Source organism: Arthrobacter sp. KBS0703, from assembly GCF_002008315.2.
In the GTDB taxonomy this organism is placed as follows: Bacteria; Actinomycetota; Actinomycetes; order Actinomycetales; family Micrococcaceae; genus Arthrobacter.
In genome coordinates this window covers 2,826,349-2,843,319 of the sequence record NZ_MVDG02000001.1, presented here as the reverse complement: position 1 = coordinate 2,843,319, position 16,971 = coordinate 2,826,349, and the positions used below count along the sequence as shown (strand labels likewise).

At 59.4% G+C, this 16,971-nt stretch carries 7 protein-coding genes; 2 read left to right on the top strand and 5 right to left on the bottom strand.

What is annotated here, in order from left to right; genetic code table 11:
* Both B1A87_RS13235 and B1A87_RS13230 read left to right on the top strand, forming a co-directional pair.
* Positions 1 to 2,283 (top strand): 3'-5' exonuclease, encoded by a 2,283-nt coding sequence (locus B1A87_RS13235; RefSeq protein WP_078027669.1) that lies wholly within the window; start codon positions 1 to 3, stop codon positions 2,281 to 2,283.
* Between the two features lie 42 nt (positions 2,284 to 2,325).
* Complete coding sequence (locus B1A87_RS13230) at positions 2,326 to 3,315, top strand: protein NO VEIN domain-containing protein (RefSeq protein ID WP_078027668.1); 990 nt, start codon at positions 2,326 to 2,328, stop codon at positions 3,313 to 3,315.
* Between the two features lie 48 nt (positions 3,316 to 3,363).
* Here the strand turns inward: B1A87_RS13230 and drmB are convergent, their stop codons facing one another.
* The 5 genes from drmB to B1A87_RS13205 form a co-directional block, all read right to left on the bottom strand.
* Positions 3,364 to 5,457, bottom strand: coding sequence for a DUF1998 domain-containing protein (drmB, locus tag B1A87_RS13225; protein ID WP_221937581.1), 2,094 nt, complete (start codon positions 5,455 to 5,457; stop codon positions 3,364 to 3,366).
* Positions 5,450 to 8,650, bottom strand: coding sequence for a helicase-related protein (locus tag B1A87_RS13220; RefSeq protein ID WP_221937580.1), 3,201 nt, complete (start codon positions 8,648 to 8,650; stop codon positions 5,450 to 5,452). The genes drmB and B1A87_RS13220 overlap by 8 nt, the downstream gene beginning before the upstream one ends.
* Before the next feature lie 10 nt (positions 8,651 to 8,660).
* A complete protein-coding gene (locus B1A87_RS13215; RefSeq protein ID WP_078027666.1) occupies positions 8,661 to 10,466 on the bottom strand; it encodes a UvrD-helicase domain-containing protein in 1,806 nt (601 codons plus the stop codon).
* Positions 10,466 to 15,115, bottom strand: a complete 4,650-nt coding sequence (locus B1A87_RS13210; protein ID WP_185982322.1) for a DEAD/DEAH box helicase — start codon at positions 15,113 to 15,115, stop codon at positions 10,466 to 10,468. The genes B1A87_RS13215 and B1A87_RS13210 overlap by 1 nt, the downstream gene beginning before the upstream one ends.
* 504 nt (positions 15,116 to 15,619) lie before the next feature.
* Positions 15,620 to 16,810, bottom strand: a complete 1,191-nt coding sequence (locus B1A87_RS13205; protein ID WP_078027664.1) for a DNA cytosine methyltransferase — start codon at positions 16,808 to 16,810, stop codon at positions 15,620 to 15,622.
* Positions 16,811 to 16,971: the final 161 nt, after the last annotated feature.

The window sequence follows — 16,971 nt, the reverse complement described above, 5'->3', positions numbered from 1 at the left end:
ATGGCGCTGGTGACATGGATCAAGCAAAAGGACAAGATCGACGGCACCATGAAGAACAAGGTGTACTCCTTCTTCGAGAAGCTCCAGAAGGACGACACCGCGCCCGGGCTCCATATCGAACCCATGCACACTCCCGCGGACCCCCGCGTGCGGACCGGCCGGATTGACCTCAACTACCGGGCCGTGCTCTTCAAGGTCGCCTTCGACACCATCCCGCACTACTTCTACTACGGCGCCTGGCCGCACGACGAGGCAATCGACATCGCCCGTTCCAGCGTGCTTCAGGTGAACTCCGTCAACGGCGTCCTGGAGGTCATCCGGGCGTCCACGCCCGACGGCGGCGCATCTGTCCCGCCAGTTCCGCCTGTTGCGCCGGTTGTGCCTGATGCTCGGACGCCGGAGGCCGAAGTGGAGTCCGAGGTTCAAGAGCCGCCGGGCGGCGAGACGGCCGAACCCTGGACGAACCCGCTTCTTGGGTGCGGTATGGATCTGGCTGAATTGGTTTCAGAGCTTGGCCTCGGCTTGGACCTTGTGGCCCGGGCATTCGCTGCGTCCTCGGACGAAGATCTCCTGGACGTCTTGGACGAGGCGCCCGAGTGGCAGGCAACTGCCCTCCTTGAACTGGCTGCCGGCACCTCCGTCCAGGAAGTCCAGGACAAGCTCGCGCTGAGCCGCTACGTGGACGATCCGCAGGCGACAGAAGAGGAGAAGATCCGGAAGTCACTGGAACATCCCGCCACGAGGATGCAATTCACGTTCGTGGGCGACAACTCGGACGAGCTCAAAAAGGTCATCGAGGGTGGAGACTTCGATTCCTGGCGCACGTTCCTTCATCCGGAACAACGTGTCTACTCGGAACGCCGCTACAACGGCTCCTTCCGTCTCTCCGGTGGTGCCGGAACGGGCAAGACGGTGGTCCTTCTCCACCGCGCCCGGATGCTGGCCGCGGCTGAACCGGCATCGCGGATTGTTCTGACGACCTACACGACGACACTTGCTGACTCGCTGGAAAGCGGATTGTCGAAGCTGGACGCCGATCTTCCGCGGGCGGCCAAGCCAGGAGCACGCGGCACCTATGTTTCCGGCGTTGATTCACTCGTCAGCAAGGTGTTTCGCGGTGCTCAGGAAACGGAGCAGCGCCGTGCCATGAAGAACCTTTTCGGGCTGGAGGTCTCTGCTCCAGGGAAGATCTTGGACACAGATGGTGCACGCCAGCAGTGGGAGTCCGCCCTGGCCGACGTCGATTATCAGCTGGAGCTCGAGCTAGCCAATCCGACATTCCTCCAGCAGGAGTACGAGACGGTGATCCTGCCCAACTTCATCAGCGGCAAGGACGAATACCTGAAGGTGCCCCGCGCCGGCCGGGGTACAGCCTTGAACCGGGCGAAGCGGCTTGCAGTCTGGAAGGTCGTGGAATCCTACCGGTACTACAACCGGATCGAAATGCATGCCTCGTTCGTGGAGCTGGCGCACCTTGCAGCTCTGGTGCTTCGCCAGCGTGCAGAGGCCAACGGGGCACGTCTTGCTGACCATGTGCTGATCGATGAAGGCCAGGACTTGCACGCCGGCCACTGGCTGTTTCTCCGGGAACTGGTCCAGCAGGGGCCGGATGACCTTTTCATCGCAGAGGATTCGCATCAGCGTATCTACGGTCAGAAGGTCCCGTTGTCCCGCTTCGGAATTGGCATCGTCGGTCGGTCACGCCGGTTGACGCTCAATTACCGCACCACCCAGCAGAACCTGGCCTACGCCGTCGGACTTCTTAGCGGAGCTCCGGTGACGGACATTGAAGGCGATCAGGAGTCTATTAACGGCTATACCTCTTCGCGGGTAGGGCCGCGGCCAGAGGAAATAGCCTCTGCCTCGATCGCTGAGGAACTGGACAACCTTGCTGACTATCTGCGGAGGTGGACAGACGAAGGGGTGCCGCTGGAGACCGTCGGAATCCTGGTCCGCTCCAATTTCCAGGTCGGCAAGGTCATCAACGGGCTGAATGAACGCGATCTCGAAGCCAGGACAGCTACTGCAGCGACGGTACCTGGCGTGCCGTCAGTGATGACCATGCACCGGTCGAAGGGTATGGAATTCACGAGAGTGGTTCTTTTCGGGATTTCGGACCAAACCCTGCCGGCTTCCTATCAGGTCAAGGGCCTAGCGCCGGCGGAGCAGGCTGACGCCATTCTTCGTGAACGGTCGCTGCTATATGTCGCGGCTACACGCGCCCGCGACGGCTTGGTCGTGTCTTGGAGCGGAAAACCGTCGGAGTTGCTTGGTACAAAGTAGTTTCAATATTCACGAATATAAGTGACAACTATTGGGGGAGTAATGACTGTTAGTGCGGTTGGGAACAAGGCGCGTTGGTGGGACGGCGACGCCTCGCAGCGTTACTGGATGGAAATCGCTTTTGAAGCGAAATTCGGAACGCAACTCATTGCTCCACCGACCGGCAACCATGACCGAATGCATGATGTGAAAGTCGGCGACGTAGTTCTGCACTGGGTAAGTAGGAAGAACCCAATGCGCTGGAAACCCGGGATCTACGGGGTCTCTCGAGTCGCCGGTGCACTTCGGTCTGACTCAGGCAGCTGGCTGGGGGAGAGCGCCGATACGATTCCCCTGACTGATTACAAGCCTCTTCCTCGTCCACAATTACTAGATGACTTGCGTGAGGACGAGGGGGTCATTCTTGGGATCCTTGACTCGCTTCGTGCCGAGTATGCCAAGCCCAAGCAGGATATCCATTTTCCTTTCAACCGGCACCGGAGAGCCGGACTAAAGCCAAATCAGGGCTATTTGTTCAAGATGCCCCGCCAGGTCATCGACGCCGTGCCCGAATTGCTCCCTGACAGCGACTGGGGCGGGTTCGACCGGCCACTCGTCGCACCGCCCGTAAGCGGACAAAATGGCGTGAGACAGCGCTACGCGGGCTTCTGCGCCGACCCTATATTGAAGAAGGCGATTGAGATGCAGGCCGTCCGGCAGGCAATTGTTCACTACGAAGCAGCTGGCTACAGTGTCGAAGACGTCGGCGCCTTCCGCTCTTACGATTTGCTGGCAATACGTGGTGACGAAGAGCGTCACATCGAAGTGAAGGGCTCTCAGGGATACGTGCAGAAAGTCATCCTGACGCGCAATGAGGTTAAGCACGCTAATGACTATGGCCTGACGGACTTGGTAGTGGTGGCTGATATCCCGTGGGAGCGCCACCTCGATGGTTCCATCACCAGCGACGACGGGACGATGAGTGTCTACCCGGATTGGCGGCCTTCGCCGGAGAACCTGAAGCCGCTGAGCTACGAGTACTTCCTGGACTAAGACCCGGTTTTGCGTGGGGGGTCGGAGGACCGACCCCCCACGCTAGCATTAGTAGACCTTGTCGGCTAGCTTGTCCGCGAGGTCCGCGGGTGCAAAATCGTTCGTGTGGTAGGTAGTCCAACCTTGTTCCGCGAGCCAGTCGTCGCGTTCGTCATCCCGTTCGACAAGTACCGCCACGCGCGAAGCCGCCCAGGATAGATCAACTTGCCACTGGTTCTCGGGGCCAATATCGGCGCCCCAGTCTCCAAGTTCCACATTTACCTCGACGAGCTCGGGAATGAGTTCCTGGAGCTCGGGACCGGATTCGGCGAAGACTGTCAACCAGGGGCTTTGACGCACGCTGACAGGGACGTTGTCGTCATGGGAAACGTCCGAAACGCTGCCTGGTTTTTCGGCGCCGGTAGTGGCAACGGGGTTAAGGGCCGCCCAGTCCATAAAGCCAAGCCCGATCTGACCATGGACGCCAAACAAGGAGCCCCGGTCGAGATTGGAATTGAACAGCTCGCAGCTTGTTTCCGGCACAAGGACGCAGCAGTGGCATGCCGCGAGGTTTCGGGCATCGGTTCCCGAACCTCGAGACTCGATGCAAACAGGATCCGCTGAACACCAGGACGTGCGGAACAGTCCTTCATCCAAGGAGGGGCCAAGGCGCCTGGGGCTCGCCTGTGCAGCGATGCCGCCCAGGCTGCCTGCAGAGTCGGACGATGCCGTATACAAGAGCACTCCGACTTGCTCAGGACCTACATAGAGGCGTTCCCGAATAGAAGACGCGGGGTAGCCAGCGTCCAGCGAGAGCTGGTCGATGATGATGTGGGAGAGGGTGTGGATCAGGGTCTCAACAATGCTGACGGGAATGGGGTCCTGGCCGCGCTGCTCAGCTGCGCGCTTCGCATTCAGGCGGAGAGTCTTCTCCCTGCCGGCTGCGAAGTCCGTTTCAGCCCAAGCCTCAACCTGTGATCGGTCCAGCGCCACAAAGAGTCCCTCACCCAGCGTCTCAATTGCGGGCAGCCAATTCTGCCGGTTGTCGTCGGGTGACAGCGGCGATAACTTGGCGTCAGGCTTGTCTTCGCTCCGGGGGTGTAGACGGCTAAAGCCGTATAGGGCGCGGACCTCCCTGAGCCGGGTGACCTTTCGTGCCGCCTTGATCCAGTGTTGATGGGCCTCCGGTACGGTGACTTTCTCAGCTACAAAATCGGTGTCCGGGCTGTCACGGCGGCCGTTCATCAGCGCGAGGAACTCTTGCTCCCGCAGCTGGTCCTCGGAAAGTTCAGCTTCCTCACTGCCGTGGAACTGGCGTTTTATCTCGGCGCGGAGTTCGTCGACGGAGAAGCGGCCGTCAAATTCATTGACCACGCCTTCTAGAACCCAGGTGGAACCGGGCTCCAGAGCCTGCGGTTGGCTGAGCTGCGACGCTTTTGATGTGACCACCTTGGCAAGAAATTCGGAATATGGCGGGATCGAGATTGCCGACCGAACCACCGGGAACCAGACATTTGAGGCACCGCGCTGAACCGTTTTTGAGGCTTTGCCGCATCCACGTTCGCTGTAGCCCCAGCCGAGCCAGGGGCGGTTCCCCTGGCACTTCATTTCCTTCAAGGCAATTGAGTTGAACGCATCGGCCATCGTTCGAGACTTTCCGCACGAGCACCGCACAACCATGTCGGCAAGCGACGATGTTCGGCCCTCGGACGCGAGAGACAGCAGATGATCCGCGTCGTCGCTCGGGGTGTGACCATGGACCCAATAGGAATATGGGAAGTCATCGATATGTCCGTCTTCGCACGCCACAACGAATCGGGAGGGGGTCAGCGGCGCCAGTGACTTGCACAAGCCGCACTTCGGGTCCTCGTACGATGCTTGCAGCTGCTGAACCCGTCCGATTCGATTGCAGTTGGGGCACACGAGCATCTGGGGAAAGCGCACAACCGGGATCTTCCCGCGCGTGCCGGCTGGCGGCAGCAGAAGCTCTGATACCCCGAGGCTGCGTGCCAGGCGCGGCTCACTGACCGGCTTCAAATGCTTCTTGTCCCATTGATCAATGCTTGTGATCATGAAGCTGTTGTTTTCGGCGGGGAATAGACTCCCTACTCCGAACGTGGAGATCAACTGGCTGCGTCGGGCAGCATAGGTCTTTCTAGCCAAGGGAGGCGTCCTTCCTCATAGGGGCCGGCCGGAGCGCGGTTTCTGCGTCCACGTCGCGCATGCTTCGGGGTGTCGGCCAGGGGATGCTGCTCGTGCTGTAGACGAAGTCGGGATCTTCGAGGGCTTTGCTGGAATCGATAAGAAGAGAGCGTGGCGAATTCTTCTTGCCTTCGTAGGGCAGGTCGGCGTCCGCCAGGGCAGCCTTTCGCCAGATGTTCAGCAGCCGCTCGAGCTCCTCGCGAGTTGCTGGGGCTTCTTCCGTATCGACAGCCGCGACACGGTCGCCTATCCACGACATGATTCCGTCAACTGTTGGGGACTCGTCCCGGACGTGACCAGCAGTACTCCGCAGCTCGGGGACGAGCATCCGAAGCGCAGAGACGAGAGTGGCATGAAGTCCTCGGTCGCGCGACCGAGCCGCGAAAGGTGTGGCACTGGTGGCTTCCACCGCCCGGTAAAGTGCACCGTGAAAGTCGTTGAACGATTCGTAGTGCGACCGGTCCCGTGTCCGCGCAGCATTGAAGATTGTCACAACAAGGCCCGGGTGCTGACGCCCTACCCGGCTGGTCGCCTGGATGTACTCAGCGCTGGACTGCGGCTGACCCATGACGGCCATCAACCCCAGACGATCCACATCCAGGCCGACTGAGATCATGTTGGTAGCCAGCACCACGTCTTCAGGCGTGAGGCCACTCATCAGGCTCTTCTCCAGGGACTTTAGAGCCTCGGGGATCTTATGGTTTTCGACGCGGCTCGTGAGCTCGCTCAACTGGATTCCACGCGCCCCCAGCCTGCCCTCCCGTTTGGCCAGAAGGTTAAGGCGAGCTCTGACGTCGTCGTACACCTGCAGGTATGCCGAGCCAAGCACGCGCAGGCTATTGAAGTAGCCGACTAGCGTCCAGTAGGGGTCGCGGTCCTCGGTTGCGGCCCCTTCGATGACGTTGGATGAGTGAAGTAAGGATGCGTAGGTGCGAACCATAAGCGTGGCGTGGCTCGTGCCAGATGCCAGGACGCCGACATATTGCCGTGTTCCGAACTGATCAGAGGGCGCCTTGTTGGCGAAGAAGGAATCGTCGGGGTCTAGCCCGGGCGGCGGGAACAGGCTGGATTCGCGGTTGAAGACGGACCGGATCTGATCCTTGGCTCGTCGGATTGTTGCTGTCGAGGCAATGATTTTAGGCTTTCGACTGGCGGAGCCAACTTCACGTCCGATGCCGCTTGCCGCCAGGTCGACCGCTGTTTCAAAGAGACCAACGGTTGAACCGAGAGGCCCCGAGATGAGGTGCAGTTCGTCCTGGATGATGAGGTCCGGGCCCAGATCGGCAGGAGAGATACGTCCCAACAGGGTTGCGATTTCACCTCGCCACGACATACCGGCAAATTTGTCCACCGTCCCGATCACGAGTTCTGGACGTTCCCGGTAGACGTCTGTGTCGATGATGTGAACGGGTAGGCCGTCCTCGAACTCGCATGCCGTGTTGGAGCAGCTGACGAGCATCCGGTCGGAGGGCACTTTCACGATCCGATAGTCGTCGACCGTGAGCCGAGTGCCGCACCAAGGGCAGGCTTCGATCTGCTTCGGATTTCCCTCGACGACTTCCTGATTGTTTCGAAGCTTTCCCAGATTTGTCCGTGCAGTTGCGATGTCGTTTGGCGTCGCGCCTCCGCCAACCCAGAGTCCGATGCCGAACGGTGCACCGCCGACCCGGTCCTCATTCGCCAGTCGAACAGATTCGAGGGAACAAATGAGCATGGCAGCACGCTCAAATTGCTGGATCGTCAGAAGCCGCAGGGTATAGCGCATGATCACGGCCACGCCCCGGACGCTTGTGTTCCTCAGCCGTCGGAGCAGCAGGAGGTAGGCGACAAGCCCCAGATAGGCTTCTGTCTTCCCTCCGCCTGTGGGGAACCAGAGGAGATCAGCAATGTCGCGTTCCGGGTGCTGGTCGTCGGTTACCGACGGCAAATTAATGAGGATGAATGCAATCTGGAAGGGCCGCCATGCCTGGGCGCCAAGCACGAACTCGCCCTTGGCGCCGTTGCGGACCCAATCCTGGCGTGAACGCTGCATGTGCATGGCCTGATTCGCCAGCTGAAATGCCTCAAAGGCTCTCTCATCGTTGACCAGCAACTGGATGCCCGCTTTGATTCGGTCGTGCGCCGTCCCCGCCTGCTTCATATGGTCGGCAGCGACACCGCGCAAGTGCGGCGGAACCTGGGTCTGACCGTCTGCTGTCACCGAGTCACTGGATGCAGCGATCCACGATGCGTAGTCCTCCGCGAGTAAGTTCAGCTGCGCGACCACATCTTCGCGCGTGGCCGAACCCATGAATGAGAGCGACAGGTTGGCGTTGCTGACGCCAGCCATGGACCTGTGGACATCTTGCCGGGGAACAAACGTCGTGGTCACTCGCTGACAGAGCCGGCCATCGACGTCGGACGCCTCCACATCGACCGCACAGCCGTGTCCGGCGCCGAAGACCATGTGGTTTCGGTAGAGGAGTTCGGAAGACGCCAGGTCGGGGTCCGAGGGAAGCGTGGTGCGCAGCTTCGAACGATCCACAAGAGCGGGCTTCTCGGTGTGAACGGAAAGGCCAGCCTGGAACCAGCACGCCACGTCTTTGTCTGATGTGGGGTCAGGTTTGGGCTGCGTGTTCCGCAGCACCACGGTCACGGTCACGACAGTCTCTTCGGGAATGCGTACCAAGGCGTAGAGCTCCAAAGCCCCTCCCTCCAGCAGATGCCTTTGGGGCCCAGCTGAAGCCAGGTCGATTTGCACCTCGGGGAGTTCTGCAGGCAAGCGCTGCCAGTCATATGCGTCGCGGCGCTTGCTACCGCTGTCCCGGACAGAAGGGATTGGGGCATATCTGGCGGCAGCAGGCGAGACGAGCAGAACGGTAGAAAGTGTAGTGTCCACGGAGACCGTCATGCCTACGCTGCTCGGGTAGGTCAGCCGTGCGTTCGCCACAGGGCTGTCGACCGAGGCCTCGCCGGAAGTGGCAGCTACGGACTCCGGCTCGTCCGGGGCCTCGGCATAAGAGTCATCTGCAGCAGGCCAGAGCACTCCTGTCACATACCGCTCAAGAGGGCGCTCCGTAATGAGCTCGTCGGAAGCGCCGGGTCCGTAGAGGTCGGTGACAAGGCGATCAACGATTTCGCGGCGGAAGGCGTATTTACTGTCCAGTTTCGACACTGTCATTCTCCTAGTCCTTAATCCGGCTGATAAGTCCGGTAAGCCGGGGTACCAGCCACATTCCGGAGGAACCGAGTCCTGCGAGTTTGGTCTCCTCCGGATGACCGGTGGCGCACTCGATGGATGTGACCCGGGCGCCGGTAAAGGCGATGGGCCACTCTTGGCCGGGGTGTCCTTTGAAGCTGAAATTCTTCTTCAGCGCGTACGCAAAAGATTGACTGGTTCGGCCAAGCACGCGGCCGTTGCTGGTAGTTAGCTCGTAGCGGGGAACTTCACCGGGCTCCGGTGGGGAGTCAATGCGGCCGGAAACGACTTCTCCCAGAAGGTCATCCAGTACAAGGCTGTTCTGCACCGCCTGAGCGTCTCCGTCTGCCGGGAAATAGGGCGAAATGTCGTCAATGTCGGAGTTCACGAACTCCATCCGTGCCGTGTATTGACCGAATTTCCCGTAAGCCTTCTCCAGCCATCGCCCAGTGGACCCGTCGGCGCGCTTGAGGATCTTTTTAGGCAGTTTGGTGGAGACGATCTCTTCTCGAGCCCGGCTCAGGGCTACGTACTTCTGCTTCAAGGTCGCTGCGTTCTGTTCTGCGGCGGGAGATCCGAACTCCGGTTGCAGATAAAGGACATTGGTGAACTCGAGGCCTTTGGCCCGATGTACTGTCGAAACGATCAACGGGGCGACGTCGGCCACCGTGAGGGTCAACGGGATCGATCTGCTGCGCAGCCGTTGGCTGAGCTGGGGGACATTTAGTGAGTCGTACGCTGAGAAGTTGCCCTCCGCTGTCTTCAACGCAAGCCAGCGGTCGGCAGCTGCGTCTCCGAAGAGCCGGTGCAGGCGTGACTTTATCTCATCGGCGTCATACGTCCTGTCTTCCAGGTCCCTGAACACCTGATGAACCCAAGGCGCCACACTCATGTCCTGTGCCTTCCGCCGGATCAGGTGCGGGTACCCGTTCTCCCACAAAAGTTCACTCGCGATGAGGACTTCGTAATTGGTCGAACACAGTAGGGCGGTGGTGTCGCCGTCATTCGGACTGAGCGCACCAGACTCATTCAGCACGGAGGTGCTGGAAACTTCTCTGCGGAAGTCGTCGAGCAGGCTATGCGCGGCCTCGCACGTTGGGTTGTCGAGCGCTCCCAGGTTGCGGATCTCGTCGCCAACGGAGATCAGCTCCCTCGTGCGATCGGTCACCGCCCTGTAGTGCTTCGCCAGCGTCTGTTGCTCGGCGCCAAACTCCTTGACGAGGGTCTCGATGAGCTCCGCGGAGGTGAGTTTGGATTCGGATTCTTCCAATTGAAAGTCGTAAATGCCTTGCAATGGGTCGCCGAGCACTGTGAAACCGAAGTCGTCACCGAGGACGGAGAACAACGCCAAGACTAGCTCCGCGCGGTCTCCCACGAGGTCCTGAGCTTCGTCGACCAGGATGTGCTGCAGATAAGTGAGCCGATCGGGCGTCTCGTCTCCAGCTATATACTTCGTGGCTTTTCGGATCCGGGCGTCAAAGCTGTCGCCCAGAGTCTCTTCGTCCATGTCGATCAGAATCTGCGCCGCAAAGGAGTCGAAAGTGCGGATTTGAAGACCATCGAGATCATGGATGCGTGCCCGTTTCCTGACAGCTTCGACAGCCGCCCGGGAAAAGCTGAGCACAAGGATTTCATCGGCAGGATTCAAGCCATCTTCAACCAAGGTCTTTACCCGGGCCAGAAGGACCTCTGTTTTCCCTTGCCCGGCCGCGGCCGTCACGAACATTCGCGCATCCGGATCGGCTTCCGCAACGTCTCGCTGACTTTCGTCCAGTTCAATCTCGGCGAGCACTACGAACCGTCTTTCCACAAGTAGTCGAGCTGGGTAAACGCAAGCTTGTCGCCGTATTGGTCCAAATTGTCTTTGACGTTGACTATTAGGACCTCTTGGCTTCCGCCGTTGAGCGGTCCACGGAGCCCTCGGCCGATCATTTGGATGTATTTATTCGGCGAGAACGTAGGCCGGCAAACGTATACGGCGTCGACCTTGGGTGCATCGAAACCCTGGGTAAGCACATCGAAGTTGGTCAGCACACGGATCTTTCCATTGCGGAAGTCTTCGATGATTGAACGCCGGTGGCCCAGATCCGTTTTTCCAGAGATGGCGGCGGCCGGAATTCCTTCTACGGACAGTACCGCCGCGAGAGCTTCGGCGTGTTCCACTGAAGCAGCGAATACCAAGGTCGGCCCGTTCGTCTCGGATGCCTTGATATGGTCGAGGATCGCTTCGTTGCGCTGAGTGCTGTCCGCTACGTGCTGCAGGTCGATCCGGGCCTCAAGCATTGCACTTTGGGAATCCTCGTCTGTGGCCGAGCGCATGTCCTTCAGCTTGAGCTCGATACCCTTCAACTCGCGATGATTGACCTTGGCCAGAACGCCCATACCTTGAAGATACTCGTGGGCGTTTTCCGCGCTGAACTCATCCGGCTCGATGAGATTACGTCCGAATCGGGCTACAAGTCGCTCGGTCTCTTTCTCGTTTGTACCCCGGTACGGCGTGGCCGAAAGTCCCAGCAACGACCGGGACTTTTCATTGAATGAGCGGCCGAACCAAGAGAGAACCGGAGTGTATGACGTTGCGGTCGCCCCGTGGGCTTCATCGATGATGACAAGATCGGGGTTAGACATCCATTCGTACATGGACTTTCGAGTCTGCAGGATGCTGCTGAGCGTCTGGATGGTTGCGACGATGAGGTGGAGTTTCGTTTCCTCTCGTATGGCGTTGTTCCCGCCCCACAGTCGGCTCACCGCCATTCGCTCACCGGGAACTCCCGCTGCCTGCCAGACGTACGTCCACGTGTCGATGGCCTGCTCGCAAAGTTCTTCTGATTGGGCAATCCAGATGACCAGGCGGTGGTTTTCCTTCGGAGAGGCTTTGATATCCCGGATAACGGATTCAACGGCTACGCGTGTCTTGCCGGCACCCGTGGGCAACTGCACCAACCCGCGGCGGTGCTTGGTATCCCCAGCAAGGAGGCCGACGATCTTCTTGCTGGTCGTTTCCTGGTACCGGTGAAGGGGGTTCAAACCCACCGGTCCAACGAACTCTTCGCGTTCCGGCTTTTTCTTGATTGACTCTCCAGCCATGGCCGGGGAGAACCCGAGCTCTTTCACGAACTCTTGGGCCGTGCGCCCCCCGCGGAACTGATCAGGCGTTTCAATGCCGGCTTCCGACAGGGCAGGCTTGAGCACTTTGAGGAGGCTGCTGCCGTGTAAGTTGCTAACGATCTCGAACAGGCGTTCATCGGTGAGGTCAAGTTCACGAGCATCCAGCATCTTCATGACCGCGTCTGGGATCAGCTTTCGAAGGGTCTCGCGACCAACAAGTTCGGCGATCTTGCCGGCATCCGTCTTTTGCTTGTTGACTCGTCCAATTCGGGCTTGGGCTTCGTCGTCCTTTTTGAGCTGCCGCATTGACTGCATGACCTGCGCGGTCGCGCGTTTGCTGCCGAATGCACCGAGAATTGTTGTGAGCAACGCCTGGTCACCCTGCGGGGCCCGGTAGTAGAGGACACCATCCTGGAGGCAGGACGCTTTGGGCGTGGCTTCCGCCCGAGAGTCGAAGCTGTTTGTTCGCACTTCATCCACGGAAGTGCAAGGAACACAGAGGGTCTGGACGGCAACTTCACTGGCTGCGCGCTTAAGGAACGGAAACTTCGACTTTATGCTCTCGGGTACCTCCCCATCCATAGGCGTGGCGCGGGCTGAGATATGGAACTCGACCGTGACCGGCTTGAGCCCCCAGTTCTCGGCTAGGGCTTCGTCCAAATCTGGATGGCCGGTGTATATGACGGGCACGTCCGCTGTATCAACCAGATAGTCGCGGGAGCCGAGGTCCGCAGCCAGAACTACATCAGACGTCAGGTAGCGTGTGTTTCGACCTCCGCTGAGAGGAGTCAGAAGCTCCTTCGGTGGACGCACATCGAGGACGGCAAGCGCCCCATAAAGTTCATGCAACTGGAGAATGGGCAGACGCTGCTCTGCCAATGAAAGGACGAAACTCCATTGGATCTTGCGTGTATCGGTGGGCAGTCCTAACGCCCTAGATTCCTCCTCTCCAGGAAATGGCAAAAAGTCTGTGGGAATCCCATCGATTTTGCCCACGCAGTGCTTGGTGTCTACTAAGCCGAGAGGGGTCTCAAAAGCGCCGTGGTTTTTTACCCACCAAAGGTCTGGCCCGTCGATTGTTTCAGCGGTCCTGAAGCCGCTGCTGAACTCAACTTTTGTCGGGTACTGCGGTCGGCCCAAAATTGTTCGCGTAACCTTTGCACGGGTTGCTGCAGATGCATCCGCCAGCAGATGGAGTCCATCTGTTGTCAAAGCCTGGCCAAAGCGGATTCCCGCTTCGGAAAGACGGACCGGTCCGTTCCGGGACTCATTTGAAAAGCGGGTTGCCTCTTGCCCTTTCCATAAATCGTAGGTGCCCCCGGCGCGGACCATCTTCGAGTCCCCAAGTGACGTTCGTGCGCCAAGATTTCTCAGCAGGGCGAGGTCGTGGCCGTGGAACTGATCGTCTACTAGAAGGTGCTCATCCCCGATATTGGTTTGGGGAATCAAGCCACCCGGCAGCCAGACCTCACCCAGCGTGCGCCACTTGTGATCGCGGCACCGAACAAGAATTTTGGTCGGTTCTGTTCTCTCATTAAGTATGGAGAGACTTTCCGGGACGGACAGCGAGCGGGTTAATTTCCAAAGAGATCCGGCCAGTTCTGTATCTAGATAGTCTCCGGCGACATCGCTCGCGACACGATTGACGATGCCCCGACCATCCTGTGCCTGGAGGTCCAGGGCCCGAAGGTAAGCATTCGCATTTCCATGATGCATGAGCTCATAGGACACAACATTGGCTGACTCGTCGTCAGCCTTCATGGGTAGAAAGACCCTCGAAGTGATTGGCGGTTGGACACTGCCGTCTGACATGAGCACAATCCGGCTTCGCCGCATTGCGGGCCGGTAGTCGGTGTAGGACTTGTCGATCATCGCCGCGATCTGCAGGGCGTTTTCATAATCCTGGAGATCTCCACCTGCGACAACTTCTTCCAGCCACTCCTCGATGGATGCGCGCTTGAGATTCGCTTCCTTCAATATGCGTACTACCTGGGATTCCCGCCGCAAGGCTGACGAGTGTAGCCAGAGCCGGCCCGCTGGCACCCAGGTGTCCCACAGAGCGATGAGTCGAGTGGCTTCTTCCAGGGCCGGTTGTACTTTGATTTCACGGGGGAGCCTGAGAACGCCCGATCTGTCCGGCAGACAGGGTGCGAACGGCAGAATTTCAAAAATGGGTTTGTTGATCACGGAGTCGGCCCACGAACTTGACTCCTTGTCACGCGACGGCAGAATGTCCAGAAAGAGAGCCGGATCCTCTGGTGTCCTGAGGTCGTTTAGGGCGCTTGCCACCATACGGGGAAGCGTCCGAATGAGAATTTCCCGGTTGTAGAGGGTCTCCAGCATGCTGTGGCGGTCTTCGTTCATTTTGAATGCCGCGTTAACGATGCCGCGAAGCGAAGTCTCGTGCTGAGTCGGGAAGTAGTTCCAGAACCGGCCCATCTTGCTCCGGTGGTTGCCCGTCAACGGGACAGCCCAAGTCACGTCAACATTTTGTCGCGCAACGATGCTTCCGGCCTCGATCGCAGCTTGAGGGCTGACCTCGTGCCTATTTTTGAATATCAGCCATTCGCTACTGTTTGCGCCGTCATAGAGGCTGACACGGCTGCCGTCGCGTGTTGCCGTCCACGTCCAAGATGAGCTTTGGGCTCTGTCCTCAAATTCAAGGGAACCAATCTTGTCGGAGAAGAGGAGGAACTCCTCGGGAAACTTCTTCATTTCGTCCGAAAGCCAAGAGACGCTGCCACTCAGGGGAAGCTTGACCACCGTGGTGGCCCATTCAAAAAGCTCCGAGAGGACGGGGTCTTTGGCGGCTTCGACGTCGGGGTCCACCGGGGTAGCCAAACGCAGAATCGGATAGGTAGCCAGGCGCGGATACAGGCCCTCCAAAAGCTTTCGGCTTTGATCCTGGCTCCAAGCAACGGAACCGCTTCGGCTGAATATCATGGGCTCTTCGGTCACCTGAATGACTGATTTGAACCCGAGGCCGAAGCGGCCGATCTCGTCGTCACGCTTCTCGGAGGAGTGGGACAGCATGAGGGTCCGGAAACCGGCCTCGGTGAAGGGATCTCCTTCGTTCGCGCAATAGAGTGAATCCCTTGTGAGGACGACTCTGATGCGGCCGCCCGGTTCCTTGATGGCATCAGCAGCGTTCTGGACAAGCTCGTTGAGCTGTTTTCGACCGTAGCCGCCCTGAGAGATAGCCGCCTCGATGTTGCTGTGCTCGCGTACCAGATCCGGGCGAGCCCGGTAAGCGTTGAGCGCGCTTTCTGTTTCGGCCGCTACGAACCTTCCGAGAGGCGAGGTCGTACCCGCCCACGAATGCTGAACCATCATTGGTTCCATCCCCCAAATCGAGATTAGTGCTCTCGGCCCCCGCCGAAGTCTTCACGCTAATATCTACCATCTAGATGCGACTTTTTTGCGCAGACTCCTTATAAAGCGAGGTGTCTTAGAGGTGCCGCACGAGCTGGCGGGCTATGGCACTAACTAGGGCTGTGGGGACCGCGTTGCTGTAGATCCAGATTTCTTCCAACATGGAGCGCGGGTCCCCGGGGAGATTTACCGGAAGGATCCCAACGAATGGGTCCAGCGACAACTTGGCGTGGCGCAGCTGAAATTAGGATGCCCAGACCTTGGCGGACTACGGGCCCGCAGTCTCGAAAGCACGCCATGTCCTTCGGGTATCTTCCCTCCCAGGGTTCCCCCATATCGGGCTAGGCCGCTCGCGTCTGGGGCGTGTCGTGATTCACCACCGCCGTCGGTTCCGATGATCCAGGCTGAGCGCGGCACGACAAATGAAGGAATCTGGGAAGAGAATCTGCTGTAGCGAGGGGACGCTCAGCGTTGTGACGACACGCGGCTGAGGGCCTTCCGGGACGGTTCGTCGACTGATCGTCGCCGCCCCGGTCCAGTCCTGGGCACAGGACAGTCGTGGGTACCCTCGGTGTTTTGTGGTGTGGGCGCGGTTTCGTCGGCCGTCTCGGTCCACCGTTTTCTTGTCATCGTGTCGAAGAAATCCGCGTCAAGTTCTCGACCGAGAGCTGCTGCTAGGACGTGAGCCGCCAGGCGCGGTGGAATGGCGTTGCCAATCTGTTGCGAGACGTCCTTGCCCGACCACGGGTAATCAGCGGGGAACGTCTGGAGCCGGCCCGCTTCAGAAACTTTGAGGCGATCGAGTTCATCCACGTTGGAGAACAAGCGGTTCCGGGACACTTTCCCGGTAACCGTGAAAGCCGGTTCCTTCGAAGTGCGCCGACCGCGGGCCTTCGGATCACCACCAGTTCCATAATTGGAGATCATCACAAAGGGCTCTACCCGGTCCAAGGTCTCGCCGATGCTTTGGCAGGGCAGCAACGCAGGTCGGTCCATAGAAGCTTTGACCTCATTTCTCCTGAACCGCTGATGCGTTGGGGCAGGAAGTACGGGCGTGCCGTACCGGTTCGCGATGAGGATCGCGCGGCGGCGGGTCTGCGGAACCCCGTACTCTTCTGCGTGGAGTATGCCAGTCACGGTCTCATAACCCAGTGGTTCCAGGGCCCTCGCCATGGCCTCCCACACGGGCAGAACCGCTGGCACCTGCTCTAATACGATCACCTCGTATGCGTTTCCCGCCTCATGGGCCTCCAATGCCCATCGCAGCGGCTGCAGCACCAGCCCGGTTCGTTCGTCATCCAACGTCGTTAGCTCGGTTGTGACGTCGTCCCCATCGGCCATGCGCGCAATGAAGGAAAGGACCTGGTCCAGTGCCTTACGCCCAGCACCTGCCCCGGCCACGGTGTACGTCTGACATGGAGGGCCCCCGGCGAGGATCCTCGCCTGGGGAAACTCGGCCGGACCGTGGTCCCGTACGTCACCTTGCACGGTTCCAAGCCCGGCGGCCCGCCTGGTTTCGCAGGCATTCTCGTCCCACTCGATACCGGCCACGGACAATCCCAGCCAGCGTGCAGCGACATCCAGTCCACCAGGACCGGCGAAGAGATCCACCATGTGAGCGTCAGAAGAAGGTGGGTCCAATTGCACGAAGGTCATGGGACACGATCTTATCGGTCGACAGGTCGCCGGCGTGGCAGCATCCCCGTTATCCCAGCCGATCATGCGCAGTTCTCGGCGGCCCGACGGTGACGTAAATCACGGTAATGATTGTCTTTGGGACAAACCTGGATGGAGACTCGTCACCGAGAGTGACGGTG